Consider the following 16,778-nt stretch of genomic DNA (forward strand, 5'->3'; position numbering starts at 1 on the left):
CTGAGAGAGCAGACCGACATGCCGCAACCTACAACGCTGGCTCGGAGGACCGGACACCCCGGGTACAGCGAGACCCTGCCGCGTCGGCCCGAGAGTGCTGCGCCCGCCCGGCGCCTGGTCCGCGCCGCGTGTGCCGCGTGGAGCCTGGACGACTTGGCCGAGGAGGCTGCCCTCATCGTCTCCGAACTGGTGTCGAACGCGATCCAGCATGCCCGGCGGGACTCCATCCGGGTGGTTGTCGAGAGGCCCGACGCGACTTACGTACGCATCGGCGTCGTGGACTTCTCGAAGGACCCTTTGGTGAGCAAGGCGCCGGGCCCCGAGGACGAAGGCGGGCGGGGGCTCGCTCTGGTGGCGGCGCTGGCGACGCACTGGGGCGCTGAGCCGCTGCCGTGGGGGAAGCGGGTGTGGGCGGAGCTGCATGGGAAGGGACGCGGATGACCGGCGAAGGGAAGCGGCGCGCATGGGTGGGCGATCTGATCCACGACGAGGACGCCGGCCGACGCGGGATCGTCGCGGACGTGCTCGGCGGCGCGACGTGGGTGCTACGGCCGGAGTACGGGTCGGTCCGGTGGACCTCGCGGCAGCCGGAGCGGCTGCGGGTGATCAGAACCCGGGAGGAGAGGCTGCGCGACCGCGACGTCTGAGGCTCGCATCGACGGCAGTCCTGGCTCGCTGGAGTTCACCGGACGGCAGCTCGGCGGTGGTACGCATGCGCGTTCTCTTGGTGTCGACCACGGAGGGACGCGGGGGTGGCGGGCAGGCCGGCGATGAGTTTCGCCGATGAGTTTCGCCGTCCGGGACGGTCCCTCTCCTATGAGCACCGTCAAGAGGAGCAGGTCATGACAGACACCCCGCTCGACCTCGGACCGCAGACCCTGATCGTGGCGCGCCTCGCCGGGGCCGTCACCGACGCACAACTGGCGGACGCGACGCCCTGTCCGCAGTACGCCGTACGCCACATGCTGGGCCATCTCCTCGGACTGGCCGTCGCCTTCCGTGACGCAGGGCGGAAGGACCTGGGCGTCACCACCGACACCAGCCCGGACGCCACCCTGCCGGACATCGGGCCCGGCTGGCGCGAGGAACTGCCCGAGGTGCTCGACGAGCTCGCCGGGGTCTGGCGGGACCCGGCCGCCTGGACCGGCATGACCCGCGCGGGGGGACTGGACCTGCCGGGCGAGGTCGCCGGCGCGGTCGCCGTCGACGAGCTGGTGGTCCACGGCTGGGACCTGGCCCGCGCCACCGGTCAGCCGTACGCGCCCGACCCCGCCGCGCTGGAGGTCTCGCACGCCTTCCTCCAGGTCGCGGCAGATGAGGCCGAACGGGGCGACGGCATCTTCGGCCCCGTGGTCCCTGTCCCGCAGGACGCCCCGCTCCTAAACCGGACGATCGGCCTGAGCGGCCGGGACCCGGGCTGGAGCCGGTCCGCGTGAACCATGCGGGACGCGGTGGCCCGCGCACACGGGCGTGCGGGCCGGGGAGCGCCGTGCAGCCGTTCGCGAAGTTGCGGTAGCACACTGATCCGGAGAGGGTCGGCGCTCTGTGGACCTTGTCTCCGCGCGTCCGTCGCCCTCTCCCAGCCCCGGCGTCGCCCGGCTGGGCGCTGCGCCGTCGCCGATCCGGTGGTGCCCGTGTGTCGCTCCTCGTGTACGGGCGGCGCGCTCCGCCGCCCCTCTGGCCTCCGGCCCATGCCCCCGTCGGCTCGCCACCTTCCTGGGCGCCCCGGCACGCATTGCGGCAGCGAAGTGGTTCCCTGACGTCCAAGTCCGCCGACGCCACCCGGTCGCCTCGCGCGCACACCGCCCGAGACGCCAGCAAGCGCTTTCTTCCATCGCTCGATTCCTTTGTCAGAAGCATTGACGAAGCTCTCCGCGCCCTCCTACGGTCATCCGCGTCGTACTTCGTACGTCATATATGAGACGCGATACGCGAGATCCGATACGCGATCCCACGCGAGATCCGAGAGGCGCGCATGACCTCTGTGCCCACCCCGATCCCCTCACGCACGCAGTTCGTGCTGGAGGAGATCAAACGCCGCATCCTCACCGGCCGGTTCACGCCGGGCCAGGCCCTGGTCGAGACCGACCTCGCCGCACAGTTCGGGGTGTCCAAGACCCCGGTGCGGGAGGCGCTCAAGACCCTGGCCGGCACGGGTCTGGTCGTGATGAGCCAGTACAAGGGCGTCACGGTGCGCATGGTCGACGCGGACATGGCCCGCGAGGTCTACGACGTGCGGCTGCTCCTCGAACCCGAGGCACTGCGGCGCGCCGTGCGCCGCGGGGCCTCCCTGGACGCCGCGCGCGACGCGCTGACCCGGGCCGACGAGGCCGGGGACACCGCCGAACGGTCCCTCGCCAACCGCGCGTTCCACCGTGCCCTGTACGTGCCGTGCGGCAATCCGCTGCTCGGCCGGATGCTCGACGAGGTGCGTGACCAGGCCGCCCTGGTCTCCGCCGTCGCCTGGGCCGCCGACCCCTCCTGGGAGCGGGAGGCCGGCGAGCACCGGGAGATCCTGCGGCTCGCCCTCGACGGGGACGCGGACGGCGCGGCGCGCGCCCTGCACGCGCACATCGCGTCGTTCGTGCGGCGGGCCTTCCCCGGAGCGGAGTTCGACGGGGAATTCGTGGCCCCGGAAGCCCAGAAAGAGGACGGTCAGGCATGACAACGACGTTCGAGTCCCAGCGGGCGGCCCTGGCCGACGTGGTGGCGATCCCGGTGACCCCGTTCGCCGAGGACGGCTCCATCGACCCGGTCACCTACCGGGCCCTGCTGCGCCGCCTCCTCGACGGTGGCATCACCACCCTCACCCCCAACGGCAACACCGGCGAGTTCTACGCCCTGACCCCCGAAGAGCGCCGCCGGGTCACCGAGTTGACCATGGAGGAGGCGGGCGGCCGCTCGGTGATCCTGGTGGGGGTGGGCCACGACGTGCCGACCGCCGTCGACTCCGCGCGGCATGCACGGGACCTCGGAGCGCAGATGGTGATGGTGCACCAGCCCGTCCACCCCTACGTCTCCCAGAGCGGCTGGGTCGACTACCACCGCGCCATCGCCGAGGCCGTGCCCGACCTGGGGGTCGTCCCCTACATCCGCAACGCGCAGCTCACCGGCGCCCGCCTCGCCGAACTCGCCGACACCTGCCCCAACGTCATCGGCGTGAAGTACGCCGTGCCGGACGCCGCGAAGTTCGCCGCGTTCTCCCGGGACGCGGGACAGGAACGGTTCGTGTGGGTCGCGGGGCTCGCCGAGCCCTACGCCCCCTCCTACTTCTCGGCCGGCGCCACCGGCTTCACCTCGGGCCTGGTCAACGTCGCCCCGTCCGTCTCGCTGAACATGCTGGAAGCGCTGCGCTCCGGCGACTACGCGACCGCGATGAAGGTGTGGGAGCAGATCCGCCGTTTCGAGGAACTGCGCGCCGCCAACGGGTCCGCCAACAACGTCACCGTCGTCAAGGAGGCCCTGGCCTCCCTCGGACTGTGCCGCCGTGAGGTCCGCCCGCCGAGCAGACCGCTGCCGGAGAGCGAGCGCGCCGAGGTCGCCGCCATCGCCGCGGGGTGGGAGATATGAACCTGAGGAAGTCCCCCGAGCAGCTCCGCAGCCACCAGTGGTACGGCACCGACGGACTGCGCTCCTTCAGCCACCGCGCCCGCACCCGCCAGCTCGGCTATCTGCCCGAGGAGCACCTGGGCAAGCCCGTCATCGCGATCCTGAACACCTGGTCCGACATCAACCCCTGCCATGTCCACCTGCGCGACCGTGCGCAGGCCGTCAAGCGGGGGGTCTGGCAGGCGGGGGGCTTCCCCCTGGAGTTTCCGGTCTCCACCCTGAGCGAGACCTTCCAGAAGCCGACCCCCATGCTCTACCGCAACCTCCTCGCCATGGAGACCGAGGAGCTGCTGCGGTCGTACCCGGTCGACGGGGCCGTGCTGATGGGCGGCTGCGACAAGTCCACGCCCGCCCTGCTGATGGGCGCGGCCAGCGCCGATCTGCCGGCGGTGTTCGTGCCCGCCGGGCCCATGCTGCCCGGGCACTGGCGGGGCGAGACCCTGGGCTCCGGCACCGACATGTGGAAGTACTGGGACGACAAGCGGGCCGGTGTCATCGGCGACTGCGAGATGCAGGAACTGGAGAGCGGCCTGGCCCGTTCGCCCGGCCACTGCATGACGATGGGGACGGCCTCCACGCTGACCGCCGCCGCCGAGGCGCTCGGTGTCACGGTCCCGGGTGCCTCCAGCATCCCGGCCGTCGACTCCGGGCACGACCGGATGGCCGCCAGGGCGGGCCTGACCATCGTCGAACTGGTCCACAAGGACCGCAAGCTGAGCGACATCCTCACGGCGGAGGCCTTCGAGGACGCGGTGACGACGGTCCTCGGACTCGGCGGCTCCACCAACGCCGTCATCCATCTGATCGCCATGGCCGGACGCGCCGGCGTCAGGCTCACCCTCGACGACTTCGACCGCATCGCCCGCACCGTCCCGGTGCTGGCCAACGTCCGTCCCGGCGGACAGACGTATCTGATGGAGGACTTCCACTTCGCGGGCGGACTGCCCGGGTTCCTCTCCCGGATACCCGACCTGCTCCACCTGGAGCGGCCCACCGTCTGCCACGACACCCTGCGCGAGCAGATCGCCGGCGCGCAGGTGCACAACGACGACGTCATCCGGCCCCGCGACAACCCGGTCGCGGACGAGGGCGGGGTAGCCGTCCTGCGCGGCAACCTCTGCCCGGACGGCGCCGTCATCAAGCACATCGCCGCCGAACCGCACCTGCTGAAGCACACCGGTTCCGCCGTCGTCTTCGACGACTACCGGGAGATGCAGCGGACCATCAACGACCCGGCGCTGAACATCACCGCGGACAGTGTCCTGGTCCTGCGGGGCGCCGGCCCCAAGGGCGGTCCTGGCATGCCCGAGTACGGGATGCTGCCGCTGCCCGACCACCTGCTCAAGCAGGGCGTGCGGGACATGGTGCGGATCTCCGACGCCCGGATGAGCGGGACCAGTTACGGCACCTGTGTGCTGCACGTGGCCCCCGAATCGCATGTCGGCGGCCCGCTGGCCCTGGTGCGGACCGGGGACTCGATCACCCTCGACGTCGGCAACCGCGAGCTCCGGCTCAACGTCGACGACGAGGAGCTCCAGCGGCGCCGTGCCCGGTGGACACCGCCGCCCGAGCGCTACGAGCGCGGCTACGGCGCGCTCTACAACGACCAGATCACCCAGGCCGACACCGGCTGCGACTTCGAGTTCCTCGCCCGCCCCGGCACGGTCCAGGACCCCTACGCGGGCTGATCCCTCCGTACCGGGCGGGTCCCGCACACCCTCGTAGAAAGCGCTTGCACCGCTCACGCGCCACACGCCACACAGTACGACGTACCGAGAAACGGAGAACAGTCATGGCCCAAGCCGCAGCCGTGGCGAAACCGCCCACGCCACCGAGGCGGCGCCGTGCCTCCGCCACGCCCCGCAGGCTGCCCTACCTGCTGATCGCGCCGGCCGCCCTGCTCATGCTGGGGTTCATCGCGTACCCGGTCCTCAGCGTCTTCTACTACAGCCTGCAGGAGTACAACCCCACCAAGCCCTGGCGGAACGGCTTCGCGGGCTTCGACAACTTCACCCACATCTTCACCGAGGACCCGCTGTTCTGGGACACCCTCGTCTTCAGCGCCAAGTGGGTCGTCGTCGAGGTGGGCCTGCAACTGCTGTTCGGCCTGGCCCTCGCCCTCATCGTCAACCAGACCTTCGTCGGCCGGGCCCTCGGCCGGGCCCTGGTCTTCTCGCCCTGGGCCGTCTCCGGCGTGCTGACCTCCGCGATCTGGGTGCTGCTCTACAACTCCCAGACCGGTATCACCCGTTACCTCGCGGACATGGGGATCGGCGAGTACGGCGTCAGCTGGCTGTCGGACACCTCCACCGTCTTCCCCGCGGCGGTCGTCGCCGACCTGTGGCGCGGTGTCCCCTTCTTCGCGATCCTCATCCTCGCCGACCTCCAGTCCGTCTCCAAGGACCTCTACGAGGCCGCCGAGGTCGACGGGGCGAGCCGCTTCAAGCAGTTCGTCCACATCACGCTGCCGCACCTGAAGGACGCCATCATCCTGTCCACGCTGCTGCGCGCGGTGTGGGAGTTCAACAACGTCGACCTGCTCTACACCCTGACCGGCGGCGGACCCGCGGGCGAGACCACGACGCTGCCGCTCTACATCGCCAACACCTCCGTCGACGCCCATGACTTCGGCTACGCGTCGGCCCTGACGACGGTCGCGTTCGTGATCCTGCTCTTCTGCTCGATGGTCTACCTGCGACTGAGCAAGTTCGGAGGCGAGAAGTGATCACCAAGGAGGCCACCGTGGCCGCCCCCGCGCCCGCGCGGACCGCCCCCGAACCGCCGCGTCCGCCGAAGCGGCGCCGGGCCTGGGACGAGGCACCCCGCTGGCAGATCTACCTGCCCCTGGGCATCTACCTCGTCTTCACCCTCATCCCCTTCTACTGGATCCTGCTCTTCGCGCTGCGCCCGGCCGGCTCGACCTCGCTGGTGCCCTGGCCGATGACCACCGCCCACTTCGAGAAGGTCTGGACGGACCGCGGCTTCGCCACCTTCTTCTCCAACAGTGTGCTGGTCGGCGTCGCCACCCTGTTCATGACGACCCTGGTCGCGCTGGCCGGCGGCTACGCGCTCGCCCGGTTCGACTTCAAGGTCAAGCGGGCGTTCATGCTGGCCCTGCTCTGCTCCCAGTTCGTGCCCGGCGCGCTGCTCCTGGTCCCGCTGTTCGAGATCTTCGCCGAACTGCGGATGATCAACTCCCTGGTCAGCGTCATCATCGCCGAGACGGTCTTCCAGCTGCCGCTGTCGATGATCCTGATCAGCAACTTCATCAAGAACGTGCCGTACTCGCTGGAGGAGGCCGCCTGGGTCGACGGCTGCGGCCGGCTGCGCGCCTTCCGGGTGGTCGTCCTGCCCCTCCTGCGGCCGGGCCTGATCGCCGTCGGCTCCTTCGCCTTCGTCCACTCCTGGAACCACTTCCTGTTCGCCCTGATGTTCCTCAACAACCAGGAGAAGCAGACCATCCCGGTCGGCCTCAACACCCTGATGAGCGCGGACAGCGTCGACCTCGGCGCGCTCGCCGCGGGCGGCATCATCGCGGCCGTCCCCGTGGTGATCGTGTTCGCCTTCATCCAGAAGTGGCTGATCACCGGATTCAGCGCGGGGGCGGTGAAGGGATGACCGCGACCAGCCCGGGGACGGCGACCAGCCCGGGGACGGCGAACGGCCCGGGGACGGCGACCGGCCCGGGGACCGCGACCGGCCCGGGGGCCCGACCGCCCCTCCCCGTCGTCCTCGCCGGTGCCCGGGGCCACGGCCGCTGGCACGTCGAGAACATCCGCCGGCTCCAGGAGAGGGGAGTCGTACGGCTCGTCGGCATCTGCGAGCTCGACCCGCTCACCGAGGACGAGTTCGGCGGGGAACTCCCCGAACAGTCTGCCGACTTCGGTGCGCTGCTCGACTCCACCGGCGCACGGATCGCGGTGATCTGCACCCCGATCCCCACCCACACCGACCTCGCGCTGACCGCCGCCCGGCGGGGTGTGCACCTCCTGCTGGAGAAGCCGCCTGCGCCGTCGTACGCCGAGTTCCGCCGGATGGCCGACGGGGTCGCCGCGGCCGGGGTCGCCTGCCAGATCGGCTTCCAGTCGCTGGGCTCGGGCGCCGTCCCCGCGATCCGTGAGTTGGTGGCCGAGGGCGCCGTCGGCCGCGTGGTGGGCGTCGGCGGGGCCGGTGCCTGGGTGCGGCCCGAGGCGTACTTCCGGCGGGCACCCTGGGCGGGCCGGCGCCGGCTGAACGGAGCCGACGTGATCGACGGGGCGCTCACCAACCCCCTGGCGCACGCCGTCGCCACCGCCCTCGCGCTGGGGGAGAGCACCCGCGCCGAGGACGTCGCCGGCATCGAGACCGAGCTGCTGCACGCCCACGACATCGAGTCCGACGACACCTCCTGCGTACGGATCACCACCGCCCGGGGCGGTTCGGTCACCGTCGCCGCGACGCTGTGCGCCGAGCGGGCGGACGAGCCGTACGTCATGGTGCACGGCACGCGGGGCCGGATCACCTTCTGGTACAAGCAGGACCGCGTCCTGCTCCAGCGCGCGGACCACGGCCCCGAGGAGATGCGCTTCGGCCGCACCGACCTGCTGGAGAACCTCGCCGCCCACCTCACCGACGGCACCCCCCTGCTGGTCACCCCGGACGAGACCGGCGCCTTCATGCAGGTCGTCGAGGCGATCCGGAAGGCCCCCGACCCGGCCCCGCTGCCGCCCGGTGCCTGGCATCGCGTCCCCGGCGAGGACCGCCGGGTCGTGCCCGGCATCGACGGCCTGGTCGCGGCCGCCGCCGACACCCTGTCCCTCTACTCCGAGCTGGGCGCCCCCTGGGCCCTGCCCACCCACCATCTGCCGAAAGAGGTGAGCACCCGATGACCGGCAACGACCATGTGGTCCTGCGCGTCGCGGGCCGGCCCGTCGGCCGGTACGTCACCCGGCCCGAACTGCCCCCCAGGCTCTCCCCGCGCCCCTATCTGCACCCCGTCACCACCCTGGCCGGCACCGCCGTCACCGAGCTGAGCCCGGCCGACCACGCACACCACCTCGGCGTCGGTGTCGCCGTTCCCGACGTCGAGGGGTTCAACTTCTGGGGCGGACGCACGTATGTGCGCGACCGGGGCCCGACGGAGCTCGACAACCACGGCTCCCAGCGACACGCCGCCTACCAGCTGCGCGACCCCGACGGCTTCGTCGAGGAGCTGCGCTGGGTGGCGGCCCCCGGCGAGCTGCTGCGCGAGCGCCGTACCGTCGCCGCCACCGCACTCACCGCTACCGCCTGGGCGCTGGACCTCACCTTCTCCCTCACCAACGTCACCAAGGCGCCGCTCTCGCTCGGCAGTCCCGCCACCAACGGCCGCCCCGGCGCCGCCTACGGCGGCTTCTTCTGGCGGGCCCGCAAGGAGGAGACGGCACCGGACGTCTTCACCGCCCACGCCGACGGCGAGAACGAGGTGCACGGCCGCAGGGCCGACTGGCTGGCCCTCGCCGGATCCACCTGGACCCTGATCTTCGCCGGGGTCACCGCGCCGACCCGGCAGGACCCGTGGTTCGTGCGCACGGCCGAATACCCCGGCGTCGGCTCCTCCCTCGCCCACGATGCGCGACTGCCCCTCCCACCCGGCGAGACCGTGGTCCGCCGGATCGTCACCGTCGTCGCCGACGGCCGCCCGGACCGGGACGAGGCCGCCGCCCTGGTCCGCAAGGCGGTGAGCGCATGAGCGCCGAACGGACGGACCTCACCTACCGCAACCCGGTCCTCGACGCCGACTGGTCCGATCCGGACGTGATCCGGGTCGGCGACGACTTCTACCTGACCGCCTCCAGCTTCGGCCGCGTCCCCGGACTGCCCCTCCTGCACTCCCGCGACCTGGTCAACTGGACCCTCGTCGGCCACGCGCTCGAACGCCTGGAACCCGAAGCCGAGTTCACCACCCCCCGGCACGACTGCGGGGTCTGGGCCCCCGCCCTGCGCCACCACGACGACCGCTTCTGGATCTTCTGGGGTGACCCCGACCAGGGCATCTTCCAGGTCAACGCCCCTGAGATCCGGGGCCCCTGGAGCCGGCCGCTGCTGGTGAAGGCGGGCAAGGGCCTCATCGACCCCTGCCCCCTGTGGGACGAGGAGACCGGCGAGGCCTATCTCGCGCACGGCTGGGCCAAGTCCCGGGCCGGCGTCAAGAACCGCATCACCGGTCACCGGATGCACCCCCACGGCACCGAACTCCTCGACGAGGGAAAGGTGATCGTCGACGGTGACCGCATCCCCGGCTGGTTCACCCTGGAAGGGCCCAAGCTCTACCGGCACGACGGCTGGTTCTGGATTCTCGCCCCCGCCGGGGGAGTGGAGACCGGCTGGCAGGGCGCCTTCCGCTCCCGCGGGTTCTTCGGCCCGTACGAGGAGAAGGTGGTCCTCGAGCAGAAGGACACCGACGTCAACGGACCCCACCAGGGCGGCTGGGTGCGCACCCCGTCCGGCGAGGACTGGTTCCTGCACTTCCAGCAGCGTGGCGCGTACGGCCGGGTCGTGCACCTTCAGCCGATGCGCTGGGACGGGGAGGGCTGGCCGGTGCTGGGGGACGACGGCGCTCCCGTCGCCGTGCACCGCCGCCCGGACCTTCCGGCGCAGCCGCCCGCCGCGCCCGCCACCGACGACGACTTCCCCGGCGGACGCCACGGCCGCCAGTGGCAGTGGGCCGCCAACCCCCGGGACGGCTGGGCCACCCAGCACTCCGCCGACGGCCTGCGGCTGACCTGTGTCCGTTCCGCCGAAGCGCACGACCTGCGCCGATTGCCCAACGTCCTCACCCAGCGGCTGCCCGGCACCCCGTGCACCGTCGAGGTGGGGCTCCGGCTCGACAGTGAGGAGCCCGGAGCCCGCGCCGGGCTCGCGGTCCTCGGGGACGCCTACCGCTGGATCGGCCTCCAGCGGGAGCCGGACGGCGCGGTGCACCTGGTGCACCGGTTCGCCGAAACGGTCGCCGAGAAGGAACGGGACGCCGATCGTCCGTGCCCCGCTCCCGGCGGCCGGGCGCGGCTGCGCATCGACATCGGGGCCGGTGCGCGCTGCCGCTTCTCGTACGACACCGGAGACGGCTTCCGTCCCTCCGGTCAGATCTTCGCCGCCACGCCATGGCGCTGGGTCGGTGCCCTGCTCGGCCTGGTCGCCCTGGCGCCCTCCGGGCAGGGACACGCCGGCACCGCCACGTTCACGCAGTTCAGGATCAGTATCCAGAAGAAGAGAGCCGACCAATGAAGATCAGCATTCTCGGAAACAGCACCGGCAGAGGTCGCCGCACGTCGGCCGCCGTCGCCCTGGGGGCCATGCTCGCCCTGACCGCGACCGCCTGCGGTGACGACGGCAGCGGCGGGGGCGACGGCGCCGAAGGCAGCGGCAAGGGCAAGATCGTCTTCTGGGACAACAACGGCGGTGTCCGCACGGAGATCTGGAAGGAGATCATCGCCGACTTCGAGAAGGCCAACCCCGACATCGACGTCCAGTACGTCGGCATCGCCTCCACCGAGTACCAGTCCAAGGTCGACACCGCCATCCAGGGCGGCGGTCTGCCGGACGTCGGCGGCATCGGCGCCTCGATGCTCGCGGGCTTCGCCGCCCAGGGGGCGCTCACCCCGCTGGACGACCGGCTGGACGCGTCGTCCCTGAGCGGCAAGCTCAACAAGGACATGGTCGAGTCGCTGCGGGCGGCCGGCGGCGGCGACGACAAGCTGTACTCCGTCCCGACCTCGGCCAACAACGGCGTCCTCTACTACCGCACCGACCTGTTCAAGAAGGCGGGCCTTGCGGAGCCGACCACCTGGGACCGGTTCTACACGGCCGCGGAGAAGCTCACCGACAAGGCCGGCAACAAGTTCGGCTACACCATCCGCGGTGGTGCCGGTTCCATCGCCCAGGCCCTGGACGCGATGTACGGCCAGTCCGGCATCACCTCGTTCTGGGACTCCACCGGCAAGAAGACCACCGTCAACGACCCGAAGAACGTCCAGGCCCTGGAGAAGTACGCGGGCCTGTTCAAGAAGGTCACCCCCGCCGCCGACCTCAACAACGACTTCACCAAGATGGTCGCGCAGTGGGACTCCGGTGAGATCGGCATGCTGAACCACAACCTGGGCTCGTACCAGGACCATGTGAAGGCGCTCGGTGCCGACACATTCCGGGGCATTCCGCAGCCCACCGGACCCGACGGCAAGCGGGTCCAGGTCTCCAACCCGGTGGACGGCATCGGCATGTTCAAGAGCTCCAAGAACAAGGAAGCCGCCTGGAAGTTCATCGAGTTCGCCGCCTCGGCGCAGTCCAACTCGAAGTTCAACGAGTCGGCGGGCCAGGTGCCGGCCCACCTGGATGCCGCGAAGGACGGGTGGATCTCCGAGGCGGAGCCCACGAAGCTGGCGGCGGCCGCGTTGAGCGACGGGTCGACGAGCATCGTGCAGCTGCCGTACTACCTGCCGGACTGGAACACGATTTCCAAGGCGGAGAGCGAGCCGAGCTTCCAGAAGGTGCTGCTGGGGGACATGAGCGCGAAGTCCTTCCTGGACGGGTTGGCCGAGAAGCTGAACGCTGCGCAGGCCGAGTGGGATGAGCAGATGGGGTGATCTGGGCGGTATCGCCGTGGGACGGCCCGTGGTTGTCGGGCTGCGGGCCGTCCGTGGTTGATCGCGCAGTTCCCCGCGCCCCCAGGTTTCCACCCTCACCGCAGCCGAAAGGGTGATCGGCGTGTCGCTCAACCGAAGACAAGTCTCCGCTGCCGTTGCCTCACTTCCCGCGGTGCTCGCCGCAGCCGGCACCGCTCAGGCCGGCGGACGCCGGCACCGCACGCTCTACATCGCCGGTGATTCCACCGCCGCTCAGAAGTACGCCGATGCCGCGCCCGAGACCGGGTGGGGGATGGCGTTGCCCTTCTTGCTCGGGCGGCGTGTCGAAGTCGCCCATCACGCGGTGAACGGGCGGAGTTCCAAGAGCTTTGTCGAGGAGGGGCGGCTGGAGCGGATCCTCTCCTCGATCCGGCCCGGTGACCTCCTCCTCGTCCAGTTCGCGCACAACGACGAGAAGAGCGCCGATCCCAGCCGGTACACCGAGCCCTGGACGACGTACCAGGAGTATCTGCACAGGTACGTCGACGGGGCGCGGGAGCGGGGTGCCCGGCCCGTGCTGGCCACCGCCGTGGAGCGGCGGCGGTTCGACGCGGACGGGCGGGCCGTGCCCAGCCACGGGGAGTACCCGGCGGCGATGCGGGCCCTGGCGCGGCGGGAGCGGGTTCCGCTGCTCGATGTCCAGGCGCTGTCGCTGGCGCTGTGGCAGGAGCTCGGGGCCGAGGAGACCAAGAAGTACTTCAACTGGACGGCGACCGAGCAGGACAACACGCACTTCAATCCGCCGGGCGCCATCGCCGTGGCGCGGCTGGTGGCCCGGGAGCTGCTGCGTACCCGGGTGCTCGCGCCGCGCGATGTGCGACGGCTGGACGAGGCGATCCCCGAGACGTGGATCACCTGGCCGGAGCCTGTCGCGTAACACCCCCTGAAACAGCACGGGAAAAAGGAGAGCCGCACCATGAACAGATCTGAATGGCATGGGCATGCCACAGTGAGAGCCGCCTCGCTGGCCGGCTGCACCGCCCTCGTGCTGGCGCTGACCGGCACCGGCGCCCAGGCCCACTCCCCGTCGCACCACCACCGTGACGCCGCCCGGCAGACGCTGGGCGCGGGCGACGGCTGGGCCTCCCACGGCACCGGCACCACCGGAGGCGCCGCCGCCGACCGCGAGCACGTCTACACCGTGACCGACTGGGCGGAGTTCAAGGCCGCCCTGGCGGACGACGCGGGCGCACCCAGGATCATCAAGGTGAAGGGAACCATCGACGCGGTCTCCGAGGGCTGCGAGGCGTTCGCCGCGCCCGGGTACGACTTCGGCGCCTACCTGGAGAAGTACGCGCCGGAGACCTGGGGCCTGGAGCAGGACCTGACCGCCGAGCCCGACGACAGTCCGGAAGGGCTGCGCAGGGCGTCCGCCGCCGGCCAGGACGCCGCCATCAAGGCGAACGTCCCCTCCCACACCACGATCATCGGCGTCGGCCGGAACGCCGGCATCAAGGGCGCCAGCCTGCAGATCAAGGGCGTGGACAACGTCATCGTCCGCAACCTCACCCTCGAGAGCCCGATCGACTGCTTCCCGCAGTGGGACCCGACCGACGGCAGCCAGGGCAACTGGAACTCCGAGTACGACACCACCGTCGTGTACGGCTCCACCCATGTCTGGCTGGACCACAACACCTTCACCGACGGCGAGCACCCCGACAGCGCGGCCCCCACCTACTTCGGCATGCTCTACCAGCAGCACGACGGCGAGCTGGACATCGTCAAGGGCGCCGACTACGTCACCGCCTCCTGGAACGTCTTCACCGAGCACGACAAGACGATCCTCATCGGCAACAGCGACAGCGAGTCCACCGCCGCGGGCGACCGGGGCAAGCTCAGGGCGACCTTCCACCACAACCTGTTCTCGGGACTGGTCGAGCGCGCGCCGCGCGTCCGCTTCGGACAGGTCGACGTGTACAACAACCACTTCGTGGCCGAGGACGGCTACTCCTACAGCTTCGGCATCGGCAAGGAGTCCCAACTCGTCGCCGAGCACAACGCGTTCACCCTGGCGAAGGGCATCAGCCCGGCCAAGATCCTCAAGCGCTGGAACGACTCGCCGCTCACCGCCCGGCACAACCTCGTCAATGGCACGCCTGTCGACCTGATCGCCGCGCACAACGCGGAACTCCCCGGCACACCCCTGAGGTCCGGCGCCGGCTGGACGCCCACCCTGCGCACCGCGGTCCACCCGGCCTGGGCGGTGCCGGTCCTGGTCAAGCTCGGCGCGGGCGCCGGCCGGATCGGCTGACCCCGCCCCGCACAGCCGGCCGGTGCGGTCCGCCCCCACTGCGGCCCGCACCGGCCCGCCACCCAAGGAGTACCCGCATGCCCTCGCCCCTGTCCCGAAGGAATGTCCTGCTCACCGGCGCCGCGGCCGGCACCGCGCTCGCCCTGTCCGCCGTCCCCGCCCAGGCGGGTCACCGGCCCCGCGGCCCGTTCGGCCGGTACGGCTCACCGTCCGCCCGGCTCACCCCCCGGACCCTGTACGTCCACCCCCGCGGCGCCGGTGACTTCACCGGAGTCCAGGCCGCCGTCACCGCCGCGACCGGCACCGGACGCACCCTGGTCATCGCGCCGGGCGTCTACCGCGAGACCGTCTCCGTCGACGCCGACCGCACCGGCATGACCTGGCTCGGCGCCTCCGAGGACCCCGCCGACGTGGTGATCGTCTACCACAACGCGGCCGGCACCCCCCGACCGGACGGCTCCGGCACCCTCGGCACCTCCGGCTCGGCCACCACCACCCTGCGCCCCGACGGCTTCACCGCCCGCTGGATCACCTTCGCCAACGACTGGCTGCGCACCGACCTCCCCGGCACCAGCGGCACCCAGGCCGTCGCCCTCAAGGTGCAGGGCGACCGCAGCGCCTTCGTCCACTGCCGGTTCCTCGGCCACCAGGACACCCTGTACGCCGACTCGATCTCGCTGGACACCTTCGCCCGCCAGTACTTCGCCCACTGCTATGTCGAGGGCGACGTCGACTTCGTCTTCGGCCGGGCCACCGCCGTCTTCGAGCACTGCCACTTCCGCACCCTGATCCGCCCCGACCTGACGGCCGCCCCGTACGGCTTCGTCTTCGCGCCCTCCACCGCCGGCGCCAACCCGCACGGCTACCTGGTCACCCGGAGCAGGATCAGCAGTGAGGCCCCCGACGGCTCCTACAAGCTGGCCCGCCCCTGGGTGCCCAGCTCCGACCCCACGGCCCGCCCCATGCTCACCGTCCGGGACACCCGGCTCGGCGCCGGCATCGACGCGGTCGCGCCGTACACGAACATGTCCAGTGGCCACCCCTGGCAGGAGCAGCGGTTCGCGGAGTACCGCAACAGCGGACCCGGCGCGGTGATCACGGTGCCCGGCAACCGGCCCCAGCTCACCCGCGCCGAGGCCGCCGCGCACACCCCCGGCACCTACCTCGGCGGCCGGCGGCCCCGCGGATGACCTCCGTACCCGGGCCGCCCGGACTGCACCAGGCGCTCAAGGACGACCTCACGTTCCCGCTCGCCTGGGGCACCTCACCCGTACGCGACATCGCGCGGTGGCGCCGGGCGGCCCGGGCCAAGGTCGAGGAACTGCTCGTCGTCCCACCGCAGTCCGGCATCCCGTACGCACCCGAGTACACGACGGGACCCGACGGGGACGGCTACCACCGGGAGTCGGTGACGCTCTCGCTCACCCGGCACACCCGGGCCCGCGGCGTCCTGCTCACCCCGCACGGCACCGGCCCCTTCCCGGCCGTACTGCTGCTGCACGACCACGGCTCCCGTTTCGACATCGGCAAGGAGAAGTGCGTCCGGCCCTGGTACGACGACATCCGGCTCGCCTCCGCCGAGGAGTGGGCCGGGCGGTACTTCGACGGGCGCTTCACCGGTGACGAACTCGCCCGGCGCGGCCATGTCGTGCTCTGCCCGGACGCACTCGGCTGGGGCGAGCGGGGGCCGCTGGCCTACGAGCAGCAGCAGGCGCTGGCGAGCGACCTCTACCACCTCGGCTCCTCCCTCGCCGGACTCCACGCCCGCGAGGACCAGCGGGCCGCGGCCTTCCTGGCGGGGCTCGACCGGGTGGACGCCCGCCGGGTCGCCGCCGTCGGCTTCTCCATGGGCGGCTACCGCGCCTGGCAGGTGGCCGCGCTCAGTGACCACATCGCGGCGGCGGCGAGCGTGTGCTGGATGACCGGGCTCAAGGAGATGATGGTGCCCGGCAACAACACCCTGCGCGGGCAGTCGGCGTTCCACATGCTCCACCCCGGGCTCGCCCGCCACCTGGACATCCCCGATGTGGCGAGCATCGCCGCGCCGAAGCCGATGCTGTTCTTCCACAGCGGGCTCGACGCCCTGTTCCCCGCCGACGGGGTACGGGTCGCCCACGACAAGCTGCGCGCCGTCTGGCGTGCCTGCGGCGCCGGGGAGCGGCTGCGGCTGAGGACCTGGCCGGGACACGGCCACGTCTTCGACTCCGTGATGCAGGACGAGGTGTACGCCTGGCTGGACTCCGTGCTCTGAGACGGACGGGGAGCGTACGGTGCCCGCG

16 protein-coding genes are annotated in these 16,778 nt (G+C 71.4%); all 16 read left to right on the forward strand.

The genetic code is table 11. The annotated features are described in order from the left end of the window. Positions 1–18: 18 nt before the first annotated feature. Positions 19–441: an ATP-binding protein gene (locus ACIF9R_RS05415; protein ID WP_399974952.1), complete on the forward strand. Its 423-nt coding sequence runs from the start codon at positions 19–21 to the stop codon at positions 439–441. Then, the gene (locus tag ACIF9R_RS05420; protein WP_399974655.1) at positions 438–647 is read left to right on the forward strand and encodes a hypothetical protein; all 210 of its coding nucleotides are present in this window, start codon (positions 438–440) and stop codon (positions 645–647) included. The genes ACIF9R_RS05415 and ACIF9R_RS05420 overlap by 4 nt, the downstream gene beginning before the upstream one ends. A 195-nt stretch (positions 648–842) precedes the next feature. Continuing rightward, positions 843–1,436 (forward strand): TIGR03086 family metal-binding protein, encoded by a 594-nt coding sequence (locus ACIF9R_RS05425; RefSeq protein ID WP_399974657.1) that lies wholly within the window; start codon positions 843–845, stop codon positions 1,434–1,436. Positions 1,437–1,975: 539 nt separating this feature from the next. Continuing rightward, positions 1,976–2,665, forward strand: coding sequence for a GntR family transcriptional regulator (locus ACIF9R_RS05430; protein ID WP_399974660.1), 690 nt, complete (start codon positions 1,976–1,978; stop codon positions 2,663–2,665). Beyond that, entirely contained in the window at positions 2,662–3,570 is a 909-nt protein-coding gene (locus ACIF9R_RS05435; RefSeq protein WP_399974663.1) for a dihydrodipicolinate synthase family protein, read from the forward strand. The genes ACIF9R_RS05430 and ACIF9R_RS05435 overlap by 4 nt, the downstream gene beginning before the upstream one ends. Next, positions 3,567–5,297, forward strand: a complete 1,731-nt coding sequence (gene araD / locus ACIF9R_RS05440) for an L-arabinonate dehydratase (protein WP_399974666.1) — start codon at positions 3,567–3,569, stop codon at positions 5,295–5,297. The genes ACIF9R_RS05435 and araD overlap by 4 nt, the downstream gene beginning before the upstream one ends. A 104-nt stretch (positions 5,298–5,401) precedes the next feature. Then, the gene (locus tag ACIF9R_RS05445) at positions 5,402–6,334 is read left to right on the forward strand and encodes a carbohydrate ABC transporter permease (RefSeq protein WP_399974669.1); all 933 of its coding nucleotides are present in this window, start codon (positions 5,402–5,404) and stop codon (positions 6,332–6,334) included. Further along, positions 6,331–7,227 (forward strand): carbohydrate ABC transporter permease, encoded by an 897-nt coding sequence (locus ACIF9R_RS05450; RefSeq protein ID WP_399974672.1) that lies wholly within the window; start codon positions 6,331–6,333, stop codon positions 7,225–7,227. The genes ACIF9R_RS05445 and ACIF9R_RS05450 overlap by 4 nt, the downstream gene beginning before the upstream one ends. Continuing rightward, on the forward strand, positions 7,224–8,477 hold the full coding sequence (locus ACIF9R_RS05455; RefSeq protein WP_399974674.1) for a Gfo/Idh/MocA family protein: 1,254 nt from the start codon (positions 7,224–7,226) through the stop codon (positions 8,475–8,477). Before ACIF9R_RS05450 ends, ACIF9R_RS05455 begins: the two co-directional genes overlap by 4 nt. Beyond that, the gene (locus ACIF9R_RS05460) at positions 8,474–9,319 is read left to right on the forward strand and encodes a PmoA family protein (RefSeq protein WP_399974677.1); all 846 of its coding nucleotides are present in this window, start codon (positions 8,474–8,476) and stop codon (positions 9,317–9,319) included. The genes ACIF9R_RS05455 and ACIF9R_RS05460 overlap by 4 nt, the downstream gene beginning before the upstream one ends. After that, entirely contained in the window at positions 9,316–10,854 is a 1,539-nt protein-coding gene (locus tag ACIF9R_RS05465) for a glycoside hydrolase 43 family protein (protein WP_399974679.1), read from the forward strand. Before ACIF9R_RS05460 ends, ACIF9R_RS05465 begins: the two co-directional genes overlap by 4 nt. Then, a complete protein-coding gene (locus ACIF9R_RS05470; protein ID WP_399974682.1) occupies positions 10,851–12,209 on the forward strand; it encodes an ABC transporter substrate-binding protein in 1,359 nt (452 codons plus the stop codon). The genes ACIF9R_RS05465 and ACIF9R_RS05470 overlap by 4 nt, the downstream gene beginning before the upstream one ends. 121 nt (positions 12,210–12,330) lie before the next feature. Beyond that, the gene (locus ACIF9R_RS05475; RefSeq protein WP_399974685.1) at positions 12,331–13,125 is read left to right on the forward strand and encodes a rhamnogalacturonan acetylesterase; all 795 of its coding nucleotides are present in this window, start codon (positions 12,331–12,333) and stop codon (positions 13,123–13,125) included. A gap of 39 nt (positions 13,126–13,164) precedes the next feature. Then, positions 13,165–14,499 (forward strand): polysaccharide lyase family 1 protein, encoded by a 1,335-nt coding sequence (locus ACIF9R_RS05480; RefSeq protein WP_399974687.1) that lies wholly within the window; start codon positions 13,165–13,167, stop codon positions 14,497–14,499. A 77-nt stretch (positions 14,500–14,576) separates the two neighbouring features. Continuing rightward, positions 14,577–15,689 (forward strand): pectinesterase family protein, encoded by a 1,113-nt coding sequence (locus ACIF9R_RS05485; protein WP_399974689.1) that lies wholly within the window; start codon positions 14,577–14,579, stop codon positions 15,687–15,689. After that, the gene (locus ACIF9R_RS05490) at positions 15,686–16,750 is read left to right on the forward strand and encodes a dienelactone hydrolase family protein (protein WP_399974691.1); all 1,065 of its coding nucleotides are present in this window, start codon (positions 15,686–15,688) and stop codon (positions 16,748–16,750) included. The genes ACIF9R_RS05485 and ACIF9R_RS05490 overlap by 4 nt, the downstream gene beginning before the upstream one ends. The last annotated feature ends 28 nt before the right edge of the window (positions 16,751–16,778 follow it).

Origin of the sequence: Streptomyces sp. NPDC086080 (assembly GCF_044540255.1) — a bacterium.
Taxonomy (GTDB): domain Bacteria; phylum Actinomycetota; class Actinomycetes; order Streptomycetales; family Streptomycetaceae; genus Streptomyces.